Origin of the sequence: Microbacterium sp., from assembly GCF_032084865.1 — a bacterium.
Lineage (GTDB): Bacteria > Actinomycetota > Actinomycetes > Actinomycetales > Microbacteriaceae > Microbacterium.
The window spans coordinates 1-19,863 of sequence record NZ_DAMDLU010000045.1; the positions used below are offsets into that span (position 1 = coordinate 1).

The following is a 19,863-nucleotide window of genomic DNA, read 5'->3' on the forward strand; positions in this document are numbered from 1 at the left end:
GCGTGCGGTGCGCAGCATGGACGACCTCGACGGGTGGCTGCCCGCGCACGGTGGGGCGCATCTGCGCAGCGGCGCCGAGATGGCCGCCCGGTTCCGCCGCTATCCGGGGGCGATCGAGCACGGGCTGCGGCTGGCCTCCGAGTGCGCCTTCCCGCTGCGATCCGCCCGCCCTGCACTGCCGAAGCAGGAGGTGCCCGAGGGGCACACGCCGATGACCTGGCTGCGCCACCTCGTCTGGCAGGCGGTGCCCGAGCGGTACCCGCGTCTCGACGCGGCGGGGCGGGCCAGGATCGAACGCGAGCTCGACGTCATCGACGAAAAGGACTTCCCGGGGTACTTCCTCATCGTGCACGGCATCGTGCAGGAGGCCAGGCGCCGGGGCATCCTCTGCCAGGGGCGGGGGTCGGCCGCGGCGAGCGCGGTCTGCTATCTGCTGGGCATCACCGCGGTCGATCCGATCCTGTACGGGCTGCCGTTCGAGCGCTTCCTCGCCACCACCCGCACCGAGGAGCCCGACATCGACGTGGACTTCGACTCCGACCGCCGCGAGGAGATCATCCAGTGGGTGTACGAGACCTACGGCCGCGAGCGCGCCGCCCAGGTCGCGAACGTGATCCAGTACCGGCCGAAGAACGCCGTGCGCGACATGGCGCGGGCGCTGGGGTACTCGCCGGGCCAGCAGGATGCCTGGTCGAAGCAGGTCGACGGGTGGAGCTCGGGGCTGCAGCCGGTGGAGGGCCACGACATCCCCGACGACGTGCTGGGCTATGCCGACGACCTGCTGCGAGCGCCGCGGCATCTCGGCATCCACTCCGGCGGGATGGTGCTCACCGACCGTCCGGTGGGCGAGGTGGTGCCGGTCGAGCACGCCCGCATGGAGAAGCGCACGGTGATCCAGTGGGACAAGGACGACGCGGCATCGATGGGCCTGGTGAAGTTCGACCTGCTGGGACTCGGGATGCTCGCAGCTCTCCAGCACTGCTTCGACCTCATCCGGGCGTCTACCGGCGAGCGCTGGACGCTCGAGACGATCCCCAAAGAGGAGCCGGGGGTCTACGACATGCTCTGCCGGGCCGATTCGATCGGGGTGTTCCAGGTCGAGTCGCGGGCGCAGATGGGTCTGCTGCCCCGGCTGCAGCCACGCTGCTTCTACGATCTCGCCATCCAGATCGCACTCATCCGCCCCGGCCCCATCCAGGGCGGGGCGGTGCACCCGTTCGTGCGTCGCAAGATCGAGAAGGACAGGGTGGATGCCGAGAACCGCGAGCGGCTGCGCCGTGGCGAGCAGCCGGTGCGCCTCGACATCCCCTACCCGCACCGCGACCTGGAGCCGATCCTGAAGCGCACGCTGGGCGTGCCCATCTTCCAGGAGCAGCTGATCCAGATGGCCACCGCGATCGGCGACTGCACCGCCGACGAGGCGGATCTGCTGCGCCGGGCGATGGGCTCGAAGCGGGGTCTGGAGAAGATCGAGAAGGTCAGGGTGAAGCTGTACGCCGGGATGAGCCGGCGCGGACTGAGCACGGAGGTCTCGGATCGCATCTACGCGCAGATCCAGGCGTTCTCGAACTTCGGCTTCGCCGAGTCGCATTCGCTGTCGTTCGCGCTGCTCGTCTACGCCAGCTCGTGGATCAAGCTGCACTATCCGGCGGCGTTCCTGGCCGGGCTGCTGCGGGCGCAGCCGATGGGGTTCTACTCGGCGGCATCCCTCACCGCGGATGCCCGCCATCATGGCGTGCAGGTCCGCCGGCCCGACCTGCACGCGTCCGGGGTGATGGACGGGCTGGAGCCGGTCGACCCGCCCGATTCCGGGGCAGGCCCGGATGCCGGCCCGACCGGCAGGTCATCCTGTGCGGCGTTCGACCAGCCGACGCCTCTGCGGTTCGACAGCTCCGCCCCGGACGAATCGGCTGCGCACCGCCGCGACGGCCGCTTCGCCGTGCGGCTCGGACTGTCGGGGGTGCGCGGCATCGGCGTGAAGCTCGCCGAGCGGATCGTCGCGACACGAGACGATCACGGGCCGTTCCGCGACCTGCACGATCTGGTGCGGCGCACCGACCCCACCACGGCGCAGATCGAGGCACTGGCCACGGCCGGGGCCGTCGAGTGCCTGGGGCTGAGCAGACGCGAGGCCATCTGGCTCGCGGGCGCCGCCGCTGAAGACCGGGCGCGCTTCCTGCCCGGCACGGCGCTCTCGGTGCAGCCCCCGCTGTTCTCCGATCAGACCGGGTACGAGCGCCTGGCGGCCGACCTGTGGGCGACCGGCGTATCGATCGACGATCACCCGATGTCGCACCTGCGAACCTCGCTCGACGAGCGGGGCGTGCTGACCTCCGCCGGGCTGCGCACCCATGAGACGGGGCGGCGCATCGAGGTCGCCGGAGTGGTCACGCACCGGCAGCGTCCGGCGACCGCCAGCGGAGTCACCTTCCTGAATCTGGAGGACGAGCACGGGCTGGTGAACGTGATCTGCACGACGGGCGTCTGGGCCCGCTATCGCCGGGTGGCTCGCGACTCCCCCGCGCTCATCGTGCGGGGGCTTCTCGAGCGCTCCCCGGAGGGCGTCACGAACGTGCTCGCCGACGCGTTCGAAGACCTGCGCACCGGGCTCGCGCACCGCTCGCGGGACTTCCGCTGACCGTCAGTCCGCGGCGCACGTCCGGGTGCGGGTCACCAGAACCGCTCGGGCACCTCGGCCGGCGGCCGGTCGGCGCCACCCCAGCGATCGGATTCCGCCTTGGCCGCAGCGGCTGCGGCATCCGCTTCGCTGAGGGCCTCCTCGGCCGCCGACACCGCGTCCGAGAAGCCGACGACGAGCACAGTGCGCGGCTCACGCGCCGTCTCGGTCACGCGGCAGTCGCGCACGACCGCGCGCCAGATATCGAGCTGTTCGCGCGTCGTGTCTCGCACCTCGTACTGGATGCCCCGGTCAAGGTCGCGCACGGCGATCACCGCCCCGTCGGCGGCCTGCGCGATCTCCACGTGATTGCCTCTCGGCACCGGAGCGGATGCCGCGATGACGAGTGTTCTCTGCATGCCTTCATGCTAGGCCTGTCAAGTCCTCCGCCGACCTCTGTTCGGGCCGGTACCGTTGTGCTGACGAGAGGACACCAATGACGACGCGAGCACAGCTCCGCACAGAGCAGCAGAAGAAGCCGCGGACTGTGTGGCGTGTCCTGATCTCGGCCGCACTGATCCTGCTCTGGCTCACCGGAGCCGGTCTCGGCGGCCCCCTGTTCGGCAAGATCGACGAGGTCTCCTCGAACGACCGCACGACCTACCTGCCCGACTCGGCCGACGCGACCGAGGTGCAGCGCGCCCTCGACGACTTCCTCGGCTCCGACTCGATCCCGGCGGTGGTCGTCTTCACCTCCGACGCCGAGATCGACGACGCGCTGAAGGGCGAGCTGACGTCCGCCCTCGAGGATGCCACGACCGCCGAGGGTGTGAAGGACGGCTCTTCCCCCGTGATCGTCTCCGACGACGCTCTCGCCGCCCAGGCGTTCGTGCCGATCGACACCAACGCCGACATCGGCGACGTGTCCACCGCCCTCTCATCCGACCTGCGTGAGAGCGTGCCCGACGGCGTGAAGGTCTACATCACCGGGCCCGCCGGCTTCACGGCCGACCTCGTCGCCGGATTCGCCGGCATCGACGGCATCCTGCTGCTGGTCGCCCTTGCGGCCGTGCTCGTGATCCTCGTGATCGTGTACCGCTCGCTGCTGCTGCCGGTGGTCGTGCTCAGCACGAGCCTGTTCGCGCTGTGCGTGGCGCTGCTGGTGGTGTGGTGGGCGGCGAAATTCGGCATCCTGCTGCTCAGCGGGCAGACGCAGGGCATCCTGTTCATCCTCGTCATCGGCGCCGCGACCGACTACTCGCTGCTGATGGTCGCGCGCTTCCGGGAGGAGCTGCACGTCACCCAGAGCCGGTGGACGGCGGTCGCGGCAGCCTGGCGCGGCTCGTTCGAGCCGATCCTCGCCTCGGGCGGCACCGTCATCGCGGGCCTGCTGTGCCTGCTGCTCAGCGACCTGAAGTCGAACAGCACGCTGGGCCCGGTGGCGGCGATCGGCATCGTCTTCGCGATGCTCTCCGCACTCACGCTGCTTCCCGCCCTGCTCGGCCTGTTCGGCCGCGCGGCGTTCTGGCCCCAGCGCCCGAAGTACGAGCCCCAGCGGGTCGCCGACGCGAGCCCGCTGGAGGGCAGCGGACTCTGGCCGCGGCTCGCGCGCGGCATCCGCACCCGCCCTCGCCTGATCTGGATCTCGACGGCCGTCGTGCTCGCGATAGCCGCGGTCGGGGTCGTGCAGCTGGATGCCAAGGGCGTGCCGCAGTCCGATCTCGTGCTCGGCGCCTCCGAGGCGCGCGACGGCCAGAAGGCGCTCGGCGAGCACTTCCCCGGCGGCTCGGGCAGCCCCGCGTACGTGCTCGTCGACGAGGGACGGCTTCAGGATGCCGCCGACGTGCTGCTCGCCGACGACGGCATCGACGGCGTCAGCGTGACCGCCGAGGACTCGCCGTCGGGCAGCGCCCCGGTCACCGCGGACGGCATCACCGCGTTCGGCCCTCCCGGCACCCCCGCTCCCGAGCCCACGGTCATCGGCGGGCGCGTGCTGCTGCAGGGCACGCTCACCGACGCCGCCGACTCGGCGGATGCCGAGGCGACGGTCGACCGGCTGCGCGCCGAGCTCGACGAGACGGGAGCCAAGGTCGGAGGTGTCACGGCCACCGCGGTCGACACGAACACGGCGTCGATCCACGACCGCAACCTGATCATCCCGGTGATCCTCGGCGTGATCCTCGTGATCCTCATGCTGCTGCTGCGGGCGGTGCTCGCCCCCGTGCTGCTGATCCTCACCACCGTGCTCTCGTTCGGCTCGGCGATGGGCGTCGCCGCGCTGCTGTTCAACGGCGTCTTCCGGTTCCCGGGAGCCGACCCCGCGGTGCCGCTGTTCGGCTTCGTGTTCCTCGTCGCGCTGGGCATCGACTACAACATCTTCCTGATGACCCGTGTGCGCGAGGAATCGAAGCGGCACGGCACGCGCGAGGGCATCCTGCGCGGCTTGGCGGTGACCGGCGGTGTGATCACCTCCGCGGGGCTCGTGCTGGCCGCGACGTTCGCGGCGCTGTCGGTGATCCCCATCCTGTTCCTCGTGCAGCTGGCGTTCATCGTCGCCTTCGGCGTGCTGCTCGACACGTTCGTGGTGCGCTCGCTGCTCGTGCCGGCGCTCGGCTACGACATCGGTCGCGCGATCTGGTGGCCGTCGAAGCTCAGCCGCCGCGATGCCGAGCCGACTCCCGACCGGGATGACGAGCGGGCCGCCGACGTCGCGAGCACGGAGGAGCCGGGCCGCGGGTGAGGATCTGGTCGCTGCACCCCGCGCATCTCGATCGGGCGGCTCTCGTCGCCTGCTGGCGAGAGACGCTGCTCGCCCAGGCGGTTCTCGCGGGGCGCACGAAGGGATACACCAGACATCCGCAGCTCGAGCGGTTCCGCGCGCAGGCCGACCCGCTCGCGTCGGTCGGCGCGTATCTGTCTTCGGTCGCGGATGAAGCCGATGCCCGTGGCTACCGCTTCGATCGGCGGCGGATCATCGCACCCGGACCGCCCGTGGACGTCATCCCGGTGACCGACGGTCAGCTGATGCTGGAATGGCAGCATCTGGGCGCGAAGCTCGACCAGCGCAGTCCGACGGATGCGGTGCGGTGGCGGGCGTCGACGCCTACCGCGCACCCGCTGTTCACCGTCGTGCCCGGGCCTGTGGAGCTGTGGGAGCGGGCCATCTGATCGGGCGATCGAAGACCCTCTCGCCGTGCGGCGGCGAGGAGCGTACCGTCGATTCATGACCATCGATGCATCGGACCGCGCGGCCGTCGCGCACTTCGTCCGCGTGTGCGGGTCGGGCGTCGTGGCGAGCGTCGGGCGGGACGGCGCACCGCAGGCCGCGTATGTCGGGCTCACCGCCACCGACGAGGGCGTGCTGATCTTCGACGCTGCCCGCGACTCGCGCAAGGTCGGCAACATCCGCGAGCGCCCGAACGTCGCGATGGCCGTCACCGGAGCGGACACATCGGTGCAGCTGGAGGGCAGGGCCCGCATCACGCACGATGAGGAGCGCTGGCGGCTGGGCGAGGTGTACTGCGAGCGCTTCCCGGATTCCCGGGCGCTGGATGCCGGATTCGAGATCATCGCCGTCGACGTGCACTGGGTGCGCGTGTACGACGCGGCCGAGCATCCGCCGCGTGTCGTCGAAGCCGCCTGGCGCTGAGCGGCGGGCGGTTGCCGACAAGGCGGTGAGCGGATAGGCCGCTTCTCTCGGGGTGTCAAGGCCGTTCGACTCCCGCAGCGCCGTGCGTAGGGTCGTCCCCAGTCGCGGACCGCGACGTCCGAAGATCCGAGGAGGCGGCGATGCCGAACCAGCCAGAGCTCAAGGACGAAGAGCTGTACGAGAAGCTGCGCGATGACGGTGCATCGAAAGAGAAGGCGGCTCGCATCTCGAACGCGGCCGCCCGCGACGGCCGCTCGGCGGTCGGACGTCGGGGAGGGAAGTCGGGCGACTACGACGACTGGACGGTCGACGAGCTGAAGAAGCGCGCGAAGGAGCTCGGCATCGAGGGATACTCCGGCAAGCGCAAGGCCGAGCTCATCAGCATGCTGCGCGACCACTGAGTACGCCTGCGCCGGCGCCCGACCGGCCGCCGTACGATGACGGGGTGACTGTCACCTCGCCGATCCGGACGCTCGGCATCATCGGCGCCGGCCGTCTGGGGCGTGTGCTGGCGGCGCTCGCGGTGGATGCCGGCTACCGGGTGGTCGTCGCGAGAGCGGGCGATCCCGCTCCCATCGCACGCGCGATCGCGGCGATCGGAGCCGAGGCGGTGAGCGTCTCGGACCTGGTGACGGTCTCGGATGCCGTGGTGCTGGCGCTTCCGCTCGGCCGCTACCGCACGCTGCCGGCGGCGCAGATGCGCGGGATGCTGGTCATCGACGCCATGAACTACTGGTGGGGCGCCGACGGAGATCGGCCCGACCTCGACGACCCGCGCACCTCGACGAGCGAGCTGGTTCAGCGGCACCTCGCGGGCGCGCGCGTCGTCAAAGGTCTGGGGCACATGGGGTACCACGATCTGGAGGACGAGGCTCGCCCCGCCGGGGCAGCTGGGCGCAAGGCCATCGCGATCGCCGGGGATTCGGCCGACGACCTGGATGCCGTGTCGCGACTGATCGACGACCTGGGATTCGATCCCGTGATCGCCGGCCCCCTGGCATCCGGCATCATGCTCGAGCCGGGAGCCGACGCGTTCGGCGCCGACGTGAGCGTTGCGCAGCTGCGCGAGATGCTGGAGGGGTTCGAGACGTCGCGGCGCGGCATCGTCGTCGCACGGGCGCGGCGCTCCGACCGCCCCTGACGGATCTTCGCGGCGCTCGCGCGCCGCCGGACGGCCGCGGGCAGGGCATCCGTCTTGGTGCGTCGCCGGCGCGGCGACCAGGTCGACGCGTTCGACGGTGCTGAGAAGGCATGGCGGTGCGCGATCTGCTCGAGCAGGTGCACCCACCAGAGGATGATCGCGAAGGCGATCGCCTCGAAGACGGTGAGCGAGATGACCTCGGCCTTCAACGCGGCGAGCGCGACGATCATGATGACTGCACTGATGATCGTGGCCCGGCGCAGTGCCCCATCGAGCTGCCAGAGCAGCACACGGTGCGAGAGCAGCAGGAAGGCGAAAGACAGCACGGCGCCGTTGGTGGCCCGCTCGTGCGCGACCGGGTCGACCGAGAGCGGGTAGGCGCCGATCGCGAGCAGGCTGATGCCGAGACCGGCGATCGCCGGGGGCATCAGACGCATGGCGACCCGCGAGCGCCGGGAGTGCGGCAGCACGCCGGCGAGGCGGATCCGCAGCATCCACGACGAGCCGGCGATGATGGCTCCACTCGCGATGAGTCCTCCGTTGAACGCGAAGCTGGAGAAGTCGCCCATCATGCCGAGTCTGCTGAAGTAGAGATGCCACCAGTCCGCGTCGGTCGTGGTCGCCGCCGAGACGAGGATGCACCCGCAGAGCAGCAGAGCGGCGCACAGCACCCACGTGAGTCGCGGCACCGCGCCTTCCCTCCGGGCCGGCGGGTCTTCCGCTCGGATCTGTGCGGCGCGCACGCCGATCACCGGTATTGTCAGCAGAGCTTGTCCACTCATCGGTCCGCCTAACACCCGCGCAGGAGAGACGCGGGTGTGACCATCCCCCGGAAGCGCGAAACGAGTGCGGAGCGGCTCGAGAAAGCTCCGCCTCTTGGAGCCTATTGGGCGATGCCGAGTTCGGGCGACCATTATCACGGAATAACCCTCGCTGATATGGTTCGCCGCGCTTTCAGAGAATCGATCTCGGTGATCCGCCTCGGTGGACGCGGATCACCCGTCGCGGTTCACCGGGAGCGGCTCACCGTCGCGGTTCACTCGTCGCGGTTCACCGGGATCAGCGTGACGTCGAGCGCTCCCCCGTCGATGCGCACGCTCATCATCGTGCACGCCGGCTGACGGCGCCGATCGGTCGGCGACCCGGGATTGAGCAGACGCAGGCCGCGTGGCGTGACGGTGTCCCACGGTATGTGCGAGTGCCCGAAGATCAGCACGTCAGTGTCGGCGAACACCCGATCCATGCGCTGCTCGCGCTTCCCCGCCGGGCCCGTCTCATGGATGACCGCGAAGCGCAGGTTCCCGACGGTGAAGCGCGCGATCTCGGGGAGCCGCTCGCGATGCTCGGGCCCGTCGTTGTTGCCGTAGACGCCGTGGAATTCTCGGGATCGCGACTCGATGAGGTCGAGGGTGGCGATGTCGACCCAGTCCCCCGCGTGCACCACGACGTCGGATGCATCGATCGCGTCGAGCACAGCGCGCGGCAGTCGTCTCGCCCGCGCCGGGATATGCGTGTCGGCGAGCAGCAGCATCGTCGTCGTCATGGTGCCGCCAGTATCCCATCGACGCCAGACCGAGCGTCTCGCCGCGGTTCACCGCATCCCCGACGACGGGCCCGCGCCCGATCTCACCCGATGGCGGTCAGGGTGAGATCGCGCGAGGCGCCGTCGCGACACGTCACGGTGACCGTCGTCGCCTCGCCGGCCGCGTTCACCGTCACGCCGTCCTCGTCGCACGACCACCGCCCCTGCACGGTGAGGCTGATGTGCGACGGCGCGCTGGTGTTGCGCCGCCACGGGCGGGAATAGCTCGTGTTCGCTCCGACGTAGCTGCCGTCGGCGGCGAACTGATCCGGGTCGTCGCCCTCGTACAGATGCAGGTCGGGGTCGGTCACCGACAGTGCGAGCGTCTGCTCGTCGCTGCGCCACATCAGCAGGCACGGTGCGTCGACGGCGGTGATCGCCGCGTCGAGGTCCGTCACGTCGGCGAAGACGACCGCACCGGTGATCCCGGTGTCGCGATGGTGCACGATGTGCGCGGCGGCATCCTTTCGCACCACGGTGTAGGGCGCGTCGTCGGTGCTCATCCGCGTGGTGAAGTCGGCCGTGCGCTGCTCGCCCGCCCCGACGAGCAGGGCGTACTCGTACGCCCCACCGCGGGGTGCCGCTCCGTGATCGATGAGCGCCGTGGCGTACGGAACGGATGCCGTCGTGGTGTCCTTCTCGTCGGGAGCGCTCTGCACCGCACTGATGCGGCGCAGCCGCTGCCCGGCGGGCAAATGGAAGCCGTTGCCGAGGGGGTCGACGACACCGGTGGGCCGGGTGAGCTGCGCCGCGTCGTCGGTGCCGTCGGCGGTCGGCACGGCGACCTGGAACAGGGTCGTCTCGGTGGTGTGGTGCGGGTCGTCGTTCGCGATGTCGCTGCCCAGGCAGACGATCAGATCGTCGAAGCTGAATCGCGACACCTTCGCCGTGTGCGTGGGGTCGAACGTCGGATGCTCGATCAGGTGCATCCCGAAGACGCCGTGCTCGCCCTGGAACGAACCGGCCCCGCCGAACGCCGATCGCGTCAGCGGCATGATCTCGATCGTGCCGCTCAGGTCGCCCTTCAGCAGCTCCCACGGCAGGTGCTTCGTGGTCGCGCCGGGGATGCGGTTCCAGTCCCATCCCGGGTGCACATAGCCGTTGGCCGGATGCGTGATCTGCCCGCTGTCGTCGGCTCGGGCGAGCACCTCGACCGACGCGTAGGCGAGGTAGCGACCGTAGAGGTTGTCGGTGGCGTAGATCTCGCTCGACCACAGGTAGCGGTTGTGTCCGCGCAGCGCGACCAGCCACTCGCCGCGGCGGTGCAGCCCACACGCGGCGTAGCCCAGCGCCCAGTGTCCGTTCGGGGCGGGCTCGGCCTCTATGCCCGCCTCGCGCAGGTCGGCGGCGAGGCTGCGTTGCGCGGCCGACGGGTTCGGCGGCAGCAGCCGCAGGAACGCCGCACCGACCTCCGGGTCGAACGCGCCGCCCTCCCCCGGCATCGGCGTGGCCGCCAGCGCCGTGAACGGGTTCAGCGAGAGCCCCTGCTCGCCGTCGGGGTGGCGGCCGGTGAGCGCGATCGGCCACTGCGTGGTGTTGGCGTGCAGGCGCTGGGTGAGCAGCGCCCGGCGCAGCGAGGCGCGTGCGGGGGTTCCCAGGGCGAAGGCCGTGCCGTGCAGCAGGGCGACCACAGGTGCCATTCCGACCAGCGCATCGCGGCCGTAGTCCGGGTACGGACCCATGTGGTGGAAGATCGTGCCGTCGGGCTTGAGCCCTCCCTCGATCCCGGGCGAGGTGCTCAGCGAGCGCTCGGTGAATCGGGTGAGCGCGGCCAGCAGGCGGCACTGCTCGTCGGCGGTTCCGGCGCCGACCGCGCAGATCGCCATCGGCTTGAGCAGAGTGTTCTGCACGTCGATGATGCCGCCGTACTCGGCCGGATCGCTGAAGTCGTGCGTGAGCCGGCCCAGCCCCACGAACCAGGCGAGGTTGTCCATCGCGCGCCGCCACAGCCCGGCTTCCGTCAGCAGCGGCTGCGCGACGAGGAACGAGTCGGCTGCCTCACGGTACTGGTAGCCGATGTGGTGGATCGTGCCCTGCGCGCTGCCCTTCGCGAAGCCCTGGTCTTCGAGGTGTGCGTACATGCGCAGGTAGAGCTCGTCGAACTCCGGCGCTGTGGCGGCCCCCGTGGTCCGTGCCTTCGCCGATGCCGCGGCGATCGCACGCATGCGGGTGCCGTACGCGCGCAGCGCCACCGCCGAGGCGAGGGTCATGACGTCGGCGCGGATCTCAGCCGGGAGGATCGCTGACTGGTAGCCGTTGATGTACGAGCCCGGACCGACAGGCGCATCCGATGCCCGTGCCGGCACGCCGAGCTCGGCGACCTGTTCCTTCGCCTTCGCGAGCCCGGCGGTGGTCACGTCGGCGGCGACCGTCGCGGACTTCAGCAGCGCGGCGCGGATGCCGGCGAGATCAGCTGCGCCGTCGGCTGCGGGGAGGGATGCCGCGGCGAGGTCGTTATCGAAGCGCACCAGGTCGAGCCAGTGCCGGTTGTCGGCCTCGGCGATCTCGGGCTGCACGAACGGTGCCTGGCGGTCGGGGGTCGGGTGGTCGGGGCGCATCTCGGTGATGAGCACCACCTGGTCGATGTACAGGCTGCCCGAGCGCGCCGGCGCGACGAAGCGCACCCGGTTCATCGCGTGATGCGGAGTGCCCTCGGTGTCGTAGCCGAGGCGCACCCAGCAGGTGCGCCAGCCGGTGAAGTCGAGACCGAATTCGAAGACCGTGTCGGTGGTCGCTCCGCGGCCGAACTCGACGCGTAGACGGTCGGTGGTGGGTTCGGAGTTGTACACCCACATAGAGAAGGTGTCGACGGTGCCCATCAGCGCCTGGTCCATGCCTGCGGTGTAGCGGCTGGCCTGGTAGCGCAGGGGCTCCTTGATGGTCAGCACTCCTCGGGCGGCGTGCTCCCACTTCAGGCTGTGGGCGCCGACCTTGCCGCGCTCGGGGCTGATCGAGATCGTGCTTCCCTTGCCCGTGGAGAACTGCCGCGGCACCCGCGTCTCGAGCAGGAAGACCGGCGGCGACAGCGCGAGAGCACGCGCTTCGACATCCGCCGGGTCGAGCGCACCCGCGGGGCGCAGAGCGGATGCCAGGGCCGGCTGCGCACCGCCTGCGATCAGCGCGGCACTGCCGAAGGCTGCGCCCGCCACCAGGAATCCGCGTCGTGAGATCTCCATTGACACTCCTCTTCTCGAACTTCGTCGTCTCGCAGGCGAGGATCGCAGGGGGCGAGGAGGGCATTCAAGATGCATTGCGACGGCGGGTACACTTATCGCCACAAGGGGAGTACTCCTGCGCGGTGGCTCGTCACCACGGATGCACGTCGCATCCCGGTCCACCGGTTCCCGATTCGGGGATGGAGAAGACCTTGGCGTCGATTCGTCCGCCTCAGGTCAGGAGCCCCCTTGGAAGTCACCCCTCTCGTCTGGATGATCACGGTCGCGGTGACCGTCGCCTTCTTCGTCTACGAGTTCTTCACGCATGTGCGCACGCCGCACGAGCCGACGATCGCGGAATCGGCGCGCTGGTCGGCGTTCTACATCGCTCTGGCGCTGGTGTTCGGCGTCGGCGTCGGTGTGGTCTCCGGCTGGACGTTCGGCGGTGAGTATTTCGCGGGCTACCTGACCGAGAAAGCACTGTCGGTCGACAACCTCTTCGTGTTCCTCATCGTGATGTCGAGCTTCGCCGTGCCGAAGATCTACCAGCAGAAGGTGCTGATGATCGGCATCGTCATCGCGCTCATCCTGCGTGGCGTCTTCATCGCCGTCGGTGCGGCGCTGATCGAGAACTTCACCTGGGTCTTCTACCTGTTCGGAGCCCTGCTGCTGGTTCTCGCCTACCAGCAGGCGTTCTCGCACGGCGACTCGAACGTCGTCGACGGCAGGTTCATGCGCTTCGTCCGCCGGCACCTGCCGGTGACGGATGAGTACCACGATGACAAGCTGACCGTGCGGAAGGACGGCCGCCGCTGGGTGACGCCGATGCTGCTGACGATCGTCGCCATCGGCTTCGTCGACCTCATCTTCGCCGTCGACTCGATCCCCGCGATCTACGGGCTGACCGAGGAGGCGTACCTCGTCTTCACCGCCAACGTGTTCGCGCTGATGGGGCTGCGCCAGCTCTTCTTCCTGATCGGCGGCCTGCTCGAGCGGCTCGTATATCTCGCCCAGGGACTGGCGGTGATCCTCACGTTCATCGGCGTGAAGCTGCTCATCCACGCGCTGCACAAGAACGAGCTGCCGTTCATCAACGGCGGCGAGCCGATCACGGTGATCCCCGAGATCCCGATCTGGCTGTCGCTGCTGTTCATCGCGGGAACGATCGCGGTGGCGACGGCGGCGAGCCTGAGGAAGACGCGTGTCGACCGGCTTGCGGTGGATCGGGGCTGACGTCGGGATGCCGGCGCGCACCGGCCGCAGATGCGGTGGAAATGGGCCGTCTGCGAGCGCACCATTGGCTCATGAGCGCATTCACCCCGGAGCAGGTCTTCAGCGGCTTCAGCGTCGATGATCTCGACGCCGCCCGCACGTTCTACGGCGAGACGCTCGGCATGCCGGTCTCGAACAACCCGATGGGCTTCCTCGAGATCGGCCTGCCGCAGGGCGGCTCGATCCTCGTGTACGACAAGCCGGACCATGTTCCGGCGACGTACACCGTTCTGAATTTCGCGGTGGCCGACATCGATGCCGCCGTCGATGATCTGAACGCCCGCGGTGTGGTCACCAAGATCTACACCGACCCCGATTTCGGCACTGACGAGAAGGGAATCGCACGGATGGGACCGGACGGCGCGTCGGGCCCGGAGATCGCGTGGTTCAAGGATCCCGCAGGCAACGTGATCTCGGTGCTGGTCGCGGAGTGACGGGCGGCTGCGCCACGGCTCTCAGCCGCCGGCGTGCACGGTGACGACGTAGCCGTCGGGATCACGGAAGGAGAACTGCAGGCCGAATGGACCCTCGAACGGTTCTTGCACGATCTCCACTCCCGCGTCGATCAGTCGTGTGTACACGCCTGACGCGTCGGCACTGTGGAACCAGAAGCCGATGCCTGCGCCCAGCTGCGGGAATCGCGTCGAGATCTACGCCCGGGAACGGGTCGCGGACAGCGAATGCGTCTTTCCTGCGCAGAACACGGTCGGGCTGAACGGGAACTAGAACTAGGAACGCCCGCGCCGCGCATTCAGATCAGCGACGGTTGCGAGCGAGGCATCGCGAAGATCTGCCGTGCTCCTCGAACGAACCACGCCATCACCCTGAATGCCAAAGGTCACAATCCCGAGCATCAAGTCCTGCACATCCTGTGCACGGACGTCAAGGAGCCGAGCGAGCTCGGAGAATCCCTGGCCGCGGCTACGCATGTCGCTCATGACTTGGGTGAGGAGACTCGATGACTCGGTGCGCAGATCCGATCCGGGTTCACCGCGGCGGAAGCCGGCCATTGAAAGCTGCTTGGCGAGCGTGCTGTACGTCCAGTCTGAAACGACACCGAGGCGGTGGGCGCGCAGGTTGAGCGCCATCGCGCTCACTCGCCAGCGCCGCTTCAGCATCAGCACGTCCTCGAGCATGAGGTTATTGCTGTGAATAGCACCGATGACGTCGGAGCGCGGCATCAGAAACGAGCTAGCGAAGTCGTTGGCTGCCTGCTCCTTCTCTTTGCCGGGTTCGACATTGAGCGATCCCCCGTGCATGACAAGATGGCCAAGCTCATGTGCCAGATCAAACCGGAGGCGCTCCGCGGACTTGTGGACGTTGAGGAAGATGACCGGCATAGCGCCGTGACGGAACGAGAAGGCGTCGATGGCCTGCAGCGGGCCGCCCGCCGAGTAGACCTTCGCTCCCTTGGACTCCAGGAGCTGCAGCAGGTTCTTGATGGGGGCGACGCCGAGCCCCCATGCACCGCGCACCGCCTCGGCGGCCTGTTCCGGCGCAAGTTCGTCGTCGGAGCCGATCAGGTCCTGGACTTCAGGGACAGCCGGCGCAGGCGAGTGGTAGGTCGCCTCAATCCAGTCCGATAACTCGATGGCAAGCGTCGACAAGCTCCGTGCCGTCGCCTCGTCCTTCTTCGCAAGCTTCGACGTCGCCCGGAAGTGGAAGGCGTCGGACGGCGGCTGGCTCTTCACGGGGCGATAGAAGAATTCAACGGGGAACTTCAAGACGCGCGCCAGCTCGCGCACGAGATCCGGCCCCGGCGTCTTCTTGACGTTCTCGATTTGCGAAATCCAGGGCGCACTAATGCTCGCCGCCGACGCGAGGTCGGTGGCCGTCATCTGCCGGATGGCGCGAGCCATCTCAAGGCGCGCCGGAACAAAGGTAGTGCTCATCCTGGGGAATCCAGCCTCGTCATCGACGGGCGATGGTGAAGCCGGTGCCCTCGTCGCCGACCTCGTCTTCATCGAACGAGAAGGCGCCGAGCGCGAGGTCGAACGGCGGGAAGATGATGCGGTCGAGCCAGCTGTCGATCTGCTTGCCGGCCATCGACTTCGGGCGGGACAGCTCCAGATAGACCATGCCGTCGCGCTCGTTGTAGAGCAGGATCCAGAGATACTTGACGTCGATCCCGGCGCCGTCGGCCGTCTGCTGGTCGAACAGTGCGCCCTGGCCGTTCTCGTCGACGCGCTTGGCGAAGGCGGAGCCCTTCGGGTTCTTGGTGCTGGGCGACGTCCCCCACGGCACACCAGTGAACTCGTCACCGCTGCTCGTGATCAGCCCCATGTTGAGGTCGGCCTGCGAGAAGTACGGCAGGTTCTGCGGATTGGAGCGCTTCCAATCGAGCTGCAACAGCATCAGCTGCTCATGCATAAACTCGACGGTCCGGAACCAGCGCGTCATGTTCGGCGCAGACTTCGGTGCACCCTGCGAGAAGGTCCGGCTTTCCGCCGCACCGACGGCAACTGCGCGCTCGAACACCTCGGCGGTGAGGCGCATCGGGGAGAGGTAGCCAGCGAGCTCCTCGCGGGTCTTCGGGGCATGGATGGCCATGTGCGGTTCCTGTCTCGCAGCCGGTGGGATCCTCAGACTAGCGCACCGAGTGAAAGAATTGCTACTTCAAGTTAGGCGCGGCGTGTCGACTGCGTCAGCTCGGAAACCGGGGTTTGTCGCCCAGGATTACTGCAGGCACGGCAGGCACCACCGCGAGACCGACGCGCGGGGCTGCGATGGTCGGGCTAGCGATGCACGCCGAGTCGACGACCCGATAGACACGCGGTCTCCTTCGATCGTTCCGGCGTACTGGCCGGAGGTATCGAAGACGTACCGGCCGTGGATCGTACCGAGATAGATCCCCAATCCGGACCAGAGCTGGTCACCTCCGCGTTGTAGCGGTCGGCCATTCTTTGTGTAGAGCTGAGTCATGCCGATATTCTCGGCTCCACTCCCGACATTGAGAACGGAGTGATTTGTCGGAGCGCCAGGAACGCATGGTCGAGAGCTGAACGCTACGACTCACAGAAGTTGATCACCCTCACCGCAGCCGGTTCAGACTCCCCGATAAGCGAGTACTCTACGGCCCAAGTCTCGCCGCTCCCGATGACGAGCGTCATGACTGGCGCATGGAACCCAGAGTCAGACGTGTCGTGGGCGATGGAGTACTTGAGTGAACATGGCTGCGACGCGACTGTAACGAGATCCGGCATCCCCACTCGATGATTCACAAACCGTTACTCGGGCGCCATCCGAACGCCATGAACAGACCGTATGCGAATCGCTCTCCGCGCGAATGCCGTTCCTTCAGCGAGGTTGAAAACTTGACCGATTACGAACGGTGTCATCACGACGATTGGTCTCGTTGAAGTGGCCAGTCGGGCTACACAAGAACGTCGCTGTCGACTACTGATTTGCGGGTACCCAGAACCTTGCCGAGCGTTACGGCAACGTCGAAGTCTCGATCCCAGATGAGTGCGACGAGATCATCGTACTCTGCCTCAGGACGAAGCAAATCTAGGACGTCCGCTTCGAATACTGAATCCGGTTCTGCGAGGGCTAGCACCTCGTCACGGAAGCGGCGGTACTCCTCGCTTGACCGGAACATCACGGAGTAACTCCCGCTGACTACCTCCCCCACAGTCACTGCCCACTTTGATTCAAGCGCTGCAAGAGCATTTGCGATGTCGTCCGCGTTGAACGGCTCGTTGAACAACTCAGCGCCCGTCGTTCTGCGGGCAGTATCCATCGGGAACGTCTCGTTCCAGCGCACCGAGAGATGGCGCTGAAACCCGATCTCCTCGCGAACGGTTTGATCGAAGTTCAGGTAGTCCGTACGCAGGTATCTGCGCACGCTACACACGATCCAGAGGATCGGAGCGTCGATCAGATTCATCCGCAGCGCATCGTACCCTTCGCCGTACACAGCTTCGCGGACTGTCGTCAGCAGCTCTTCGCAGTGGTAGTCCTTGCAGAATCGGAACAAGTGAGCCGACTGCCTAGGCAGGCCATCCCAGAGCGATCGTTTGGGCAGGGGGAAGTCAGCGAGGACCGCATCGAACTCGCGGATGAGCTCCAACTTGGCTTCGGGTCTCACTCGAGCGTCGTCATGGTCGTCCCATCCTCCCGCTCCCTCATAATCGAACTTCGCCCTGCAAAGCGAGTACACGACTGACTGCGCGCAGGCGTTATAGAGCTCCGTGCTCGTCCTATACGCGATCTCGCAGTGGTAGTTGCCGTTGTATCGACCCAAGTCCTCATCGGTAACCCGCTCGAAGATGTGCTTTGCGGACAGCATGTCGCGCGCCGCACGCCCCAGGACACGCTCCATCTCATCGGGTGAGACTTCAGCAAGCGCATCATTGGGGCGCACCTCATTGGCGGTCTCCTTCAACGCTGCGTGGAGCCGATCAATCATCACTCGGAGAAGGCCGCGAACGGTCTCGATACGGAGCCGCTGCGACTCGTCCTGGAGCATCATCTGCTCGACGATCAGATCTAGGTCAGCGAGGAATGGGTAGCACTCGCGCATGAGAGCGTGCCGTTTTCCACGAGAGTTCTGCTTCGTGAACATCTCCGTAATGATGAGCCCGAGCGCGAAGATATCCGCTGGCTTGCCAACCGACAGGGTGTTGTTCTTCAGCATCTGCTCTGGCGCGAGATAGTTCCGATTTGCCAGCAAATCCGCGGGCCTTGTGAGCGCAGATGACTTGAAGTGCGCGATGCCGAAGTCGGCCAACACGAGCCTGCGCGCATCCGGATCGATGAGGATGTTCTCAGGCTTGATGTCTCGATGCGCGATGTCATCGCCGTGCACGTGTGCGAGTGCTTCGCAGAGTTGGCGGACGTAGTCGAGCAGCACATCGGGATCGGACTCATCCTTGATGACCTCTCGCAGGGTCATCGGATAGAAGTCCATGACGTATAAGTAGGATCTCTCGTCCTCGGCGTATGCGTGGATTCTCACGACGTTTGGGTGTGTAGTGGCATGGCCATATTGGATCTCCCGCTCGAAGCGCGCGTTGCGTGCAGAATGCTTCTTAGGGTCCCTCTCGATCCGCTTGACAGCGACTATCGCGCCATCTGTCTCACGCCGCGCTTTCCAGACAACGGCTGACCCGCCTTGTCCGAGGGACACTATCGGCGCATACACGACTTCATCGATAACGAAAGGCTCATGCTTTGGCATGGTCCCAAGCTAGTGCGGGTTCAGGAACGTCCGATTGACCGCATGCCTGAAGGGGCGCGCTTCATGAACGGGCTTTGCCCACATGGGGGTCCGGCTTCGACATCGTCGATCCCAGTTCTGTTCGGGTCGCTCCAGCGGATTGACTCGCCCAGCTAGGCCGTGCACTAGGTCGGTGAGACCGCCGGGTCGAGTCGCCGTGCTTCGCGAAGCCCAGCAACGATCTTGGTTAGCGCCACCCCGATCGAAGAGCACGGCCTCGACAGCGTCCACAGAGGTCACGTATCCAGGTCCCGAGTCTTGCGGCGCATCTGATCCACGAACGTTTCGGTGAGCGCCCATCCGTCGGCAAGCTCGCGCAACATCCTCGCGGCGTACTCCTTCTGCTCGCGCTGTGTGCGCACTCCGCGCAACTCGAGCGCGAGGCGACGGATCACACCCTCGTCGTCGGCAAGCCGTGCTTCCCACCGGGCAACCTCGTCGGCTGCGGTGCGCCGCGCCGCGGTGGCGAACTCGCGCGGGAAGATCAGGCCGTCAACAAGCGCGGGGTTTGCATCCATCAACAGCCGAACCTGAACCGTGCGCCTGTTGATCGTGGCGCCGCGGAAGTCCGGCGACTCAACGACCAACTCCATCAGCTGACAGTGCGCGTTCCTGCTCCGCTCGTACATCAGCTCGCGGTCCATCTGCTGCAGCCCCTTCGCCCGGTAGTGATGCATCTCAGATTCGTCGCTGAGCGCGTCGTGCCAGTCGGTCGTAATCAACCAGGTGTGCAGCATCCCGTCTCGCGCCCACAGCACGGACAGTCGGAAAATCTCGCCTGCGTGCTGCTCAGCGGTCGACCGAAGGGCGGCATCTTCCGTATCCATGTCGTCCGGGTCGAACGACTCGGCGAGCACGAACACGGCGGCCGGTGCCATCATGTCGAGCGTCTCGAGGAATGCCTCGACAGAGACAGCCGGGTGGACGAAGAAGACATCCGATGACCGGGTGGACGACGGTGACGCAGGCGCCACTTTCAACCCGGCGGCGTTCATATGTGCACGCAGCGTGATCGCGAGGTCAGCGAGGTCATCGGTGTCGAACGTCACTATTGAACCGTACTCACTGTCGAGGAGAGATCTGTCGTCTTTTGCAGCTGGCCATCGCAGACGGTCCGGTGGAGGTGTTGAACTTGAGTCGCCGCCCAGGGAATGGAGGTTGATGCTACCTCTGCACGCTCGGCGCTCGGCGCTCGGCGCTCGGCGCTCGGCGCTCGGCGCTCGGCGCTC

At 67.3% G+C, this 19,863-nt stretch carries 16 protein-coding genes and 1 pseudogene; 8 read left to right on the forward strand and 9 right to left on the reverse strand.

The window, feature by feature from the left end:
• On the forward strand, window positions 1–2,638 hold a 2,638-nt coding region (locus RT309_RS06535), incomplete at its 5' end, for an error-prone DNA polymerase (protein ID WP_313356065.1).
• Window positions 2,639–2,670: 32 nt separating this feature from the next.
• On the opposite strand, the gene RT309_RS06540 is transcribed toward RT309_RS06535, so the two are convergent.
• A complete protein-coding gene (locus RT309_RS06540) occupies window positions 2,671–3,036 on the reverse strand; it encodes a hypothetical protein (RefSeq protein ID WP_313356066.1) in 366 nt (121 codons plus the stop codon).
• A gap of 77 nt (window positions 3,037–3,113) precedes the next feature.
• On the opposite strand from RT309_RS06540, the gene RT309_RS06545 reads away from it, so the two are divergent.
• From RT309_RS06545 to RT309_RS06565, 5 genes are all read left to right on the forward strand, one after another.
• Window positions 3,114–5,357, forward strand: coding sequence for an MMPL family transporter (locus tag RT309_RS06545; protein ID WP_313356067.1), 2,244 nt, complete (start codon window positions 3,114–3,116; stop codon window positions 5,355–5,357).
• Window positions 5,354–5,785, forward strand: coding sequence for a pyrimidine dimer DNA glycosylase/endonuclease V (locus tag RT309_RS06550; RefSeq protein WP_313356068.1), 432 nt, complete (start codon window positions 5,354–5,356; stop codon window positions 5,783–5,785). Before RT309_RS06545 ends, RT309_RS06550 begins: the two co-directional genes overlap by 4 nt.
• Before the next feature lie 55 nt (window positions 5,786–5,840).
• Complete coding sequence (locus RT309_RS06555) at window positions 5,841–6,266, forward strand: pyridoxamine 5'-phosphate oxidase family protein (RefSeq protein WP_313356069.1); 426 nt, start codon at window positions 5,841–5,843, stop codon at window positions 6,264–6,266.
• 140 nt (window positions 6,267–6,406) lie between these two features.
• Window positions 6,407–6,667 carry a Rho termination factor N-terminal domain-containing protein gene (locus RT309_RS06560; protein WP_313356070.1) on the forward strand — a complete coding sequence of 87 codons (261 nt, stop codon included), beginning with the start codon at window positions 6,407–6,409 and terminating at the stop codon, window positions 6,665–6,667.
• A gap of 44 nt (window positions 6,668–6,711) precedes the next feature.
• Window positions 6,712–7,407 carry an NAD(P)-binding domain-containing protein gene (locus RT309_RS06565; protein ID WP_313356071.1) on the forward strand — a complete coding sequence of 232 codons (696 nt, stop codon included), beginning with the start codon at window positions 6,712–6,714 and terminating at the stop codon, window positions 7,405–7,407.
• A 194-nt stretch (window positions 7,408–7,601) separates the two neighbouring features.
• Here RT309_RS06565 and RT309_RS15060 read toward each other — a convergent pair.
• The 3 genes and pseudogenes from RT309_RS15060 to RT309_RS06580 all read right to left on the reverse strand — a co-directional run.
• A pseudogene (locus tag RT309_RS15060) lies at window positions 7,602–8,321 on the reverse strand (DUF998 domain-containing protein); the annotation flags it as partial.
• 122 nt (window positions 8,322–8,443) lie between these two features.
• Window positions 8,444–8,950 carry a metallophosphoesterase gene (locus RT309_RS06575; RefSeq protein WP_313356073.1) on the reverse strand — a complete coding sequence of 169 codons (507 nt, stop codon included), beginning with the start codon at window positions 8,948–8,950 and terminating at the stop codon, window positions 8,444–8,446.
• A gap of 83 nt (window positions 8,951–9,033) precedes the next feature.
• Window positions 9,034–12,165 (reverse strand): chondroitinase family polysaccharide lyase, encoded by a 3,132-nt coding sequence (locus RT309_RS06580; RefSeq protein ID WP_313356074.1) that lies wholly within the window; start codon window positions 12,163–12,165, stop codon window positions 9,034–9,036.
• 228 nt (window positions 12,166–12,393) lie between these two features.
• On the opposite strand from RT309_RS06580, the gene RT309_RS06585 reads away from it, so the two are divergent.
• Both RT309_RS06585 and RT309_RS06590 read left to right on the forward strand, forming a co-directional pair.
• Window positions 12,394–13,377, forward strand: a complete 984-nt coding sequence (locus RT309_RS06585) for a TerC family protein (RefSeq protein ID WP_313356075.1) — start codon at window positions 12,394–12,396, stop codon at window positions 13,375–13,377.
• A 71-nt stretch (window positions 13,378–13,448) separates the two neighbouring features.
• A complete protein-coding gene (locus RT309_RS06590) occupies window positions 13,449–13,850 on the forward strand; it encodes a VOC family protein (protein WP_313356076.1) in 402 nt (133 codons plus the stop codon).
• Between the two features lie 21 nt (window positions 13,851–13,871).
• Here the strand turns inward: RT309_RS06590 and RT309_RS06595 are convergent, their stop codons facing one another.
• From RT309_RS06595 to RT309_RS06615, 5 genes are all read right to left on the reverse strand, one after another.
• Complete coding sequence (locus tag RT309_RS06595) at window positions 13,872–13,997, reverse strand: VOC family protein (RefSeq protein WP_313356077.1); 126 nt, start codon at window positions 13,995–13,997, stop codon at window positions 13,872–13,874.
• Between the two features lie 147 nt (window positions 13,998–14,144).
• Window positions 14,145–15,308, reverse strand: a complete 1,164-nt coding sequence (locus RT309_RS06600; protein ID WP_313356078.1) for an ImmA/IrrE family metallo-endopeptidase — start codon at window positions 15,306–15,308, stop codon at window positions 14,145–14,147.
• A 19-nt stretch (window positions 15,309–15,327) separates the two neighbouring features.
• Complete coding sequence (locus RT309_RS06605) at window positions 15,328–15,966, reverse strand: hypothetical protein (RefSeq protein WP_313356079.1); 639 nt, start codon at window positions 15,964–15,966, stop codon at window positions 15,328–15,330.
• 823 nt (window positions 15,967–16,789) lie between these two features.
• Complete coding sequence (locus RT309_RS06610) at window positions 16,790–18,595, reverse strand: serine/threonine-protein kinase (RefSeq protein WP_313356080.1); 1,806 nt, start codon at window positions 18,593–18,595, stop codon at window positions 16,790–16,792.
• Window positions 18,596–18,870: 275 nt separating this feature from the next.
• On the reverse strand, window positions 18,871–19,683 hold the full coding sequence (locus RT309_RS06615) for a hypothetical protein (protein ID WP_313356081.1): 813 nt from the start codon (window positions 19,681–19,683) through the stop codon (window positions 18,871–18,873).
• Window positions 19,684–19,863: the final 180 nt, after the last annotated feature.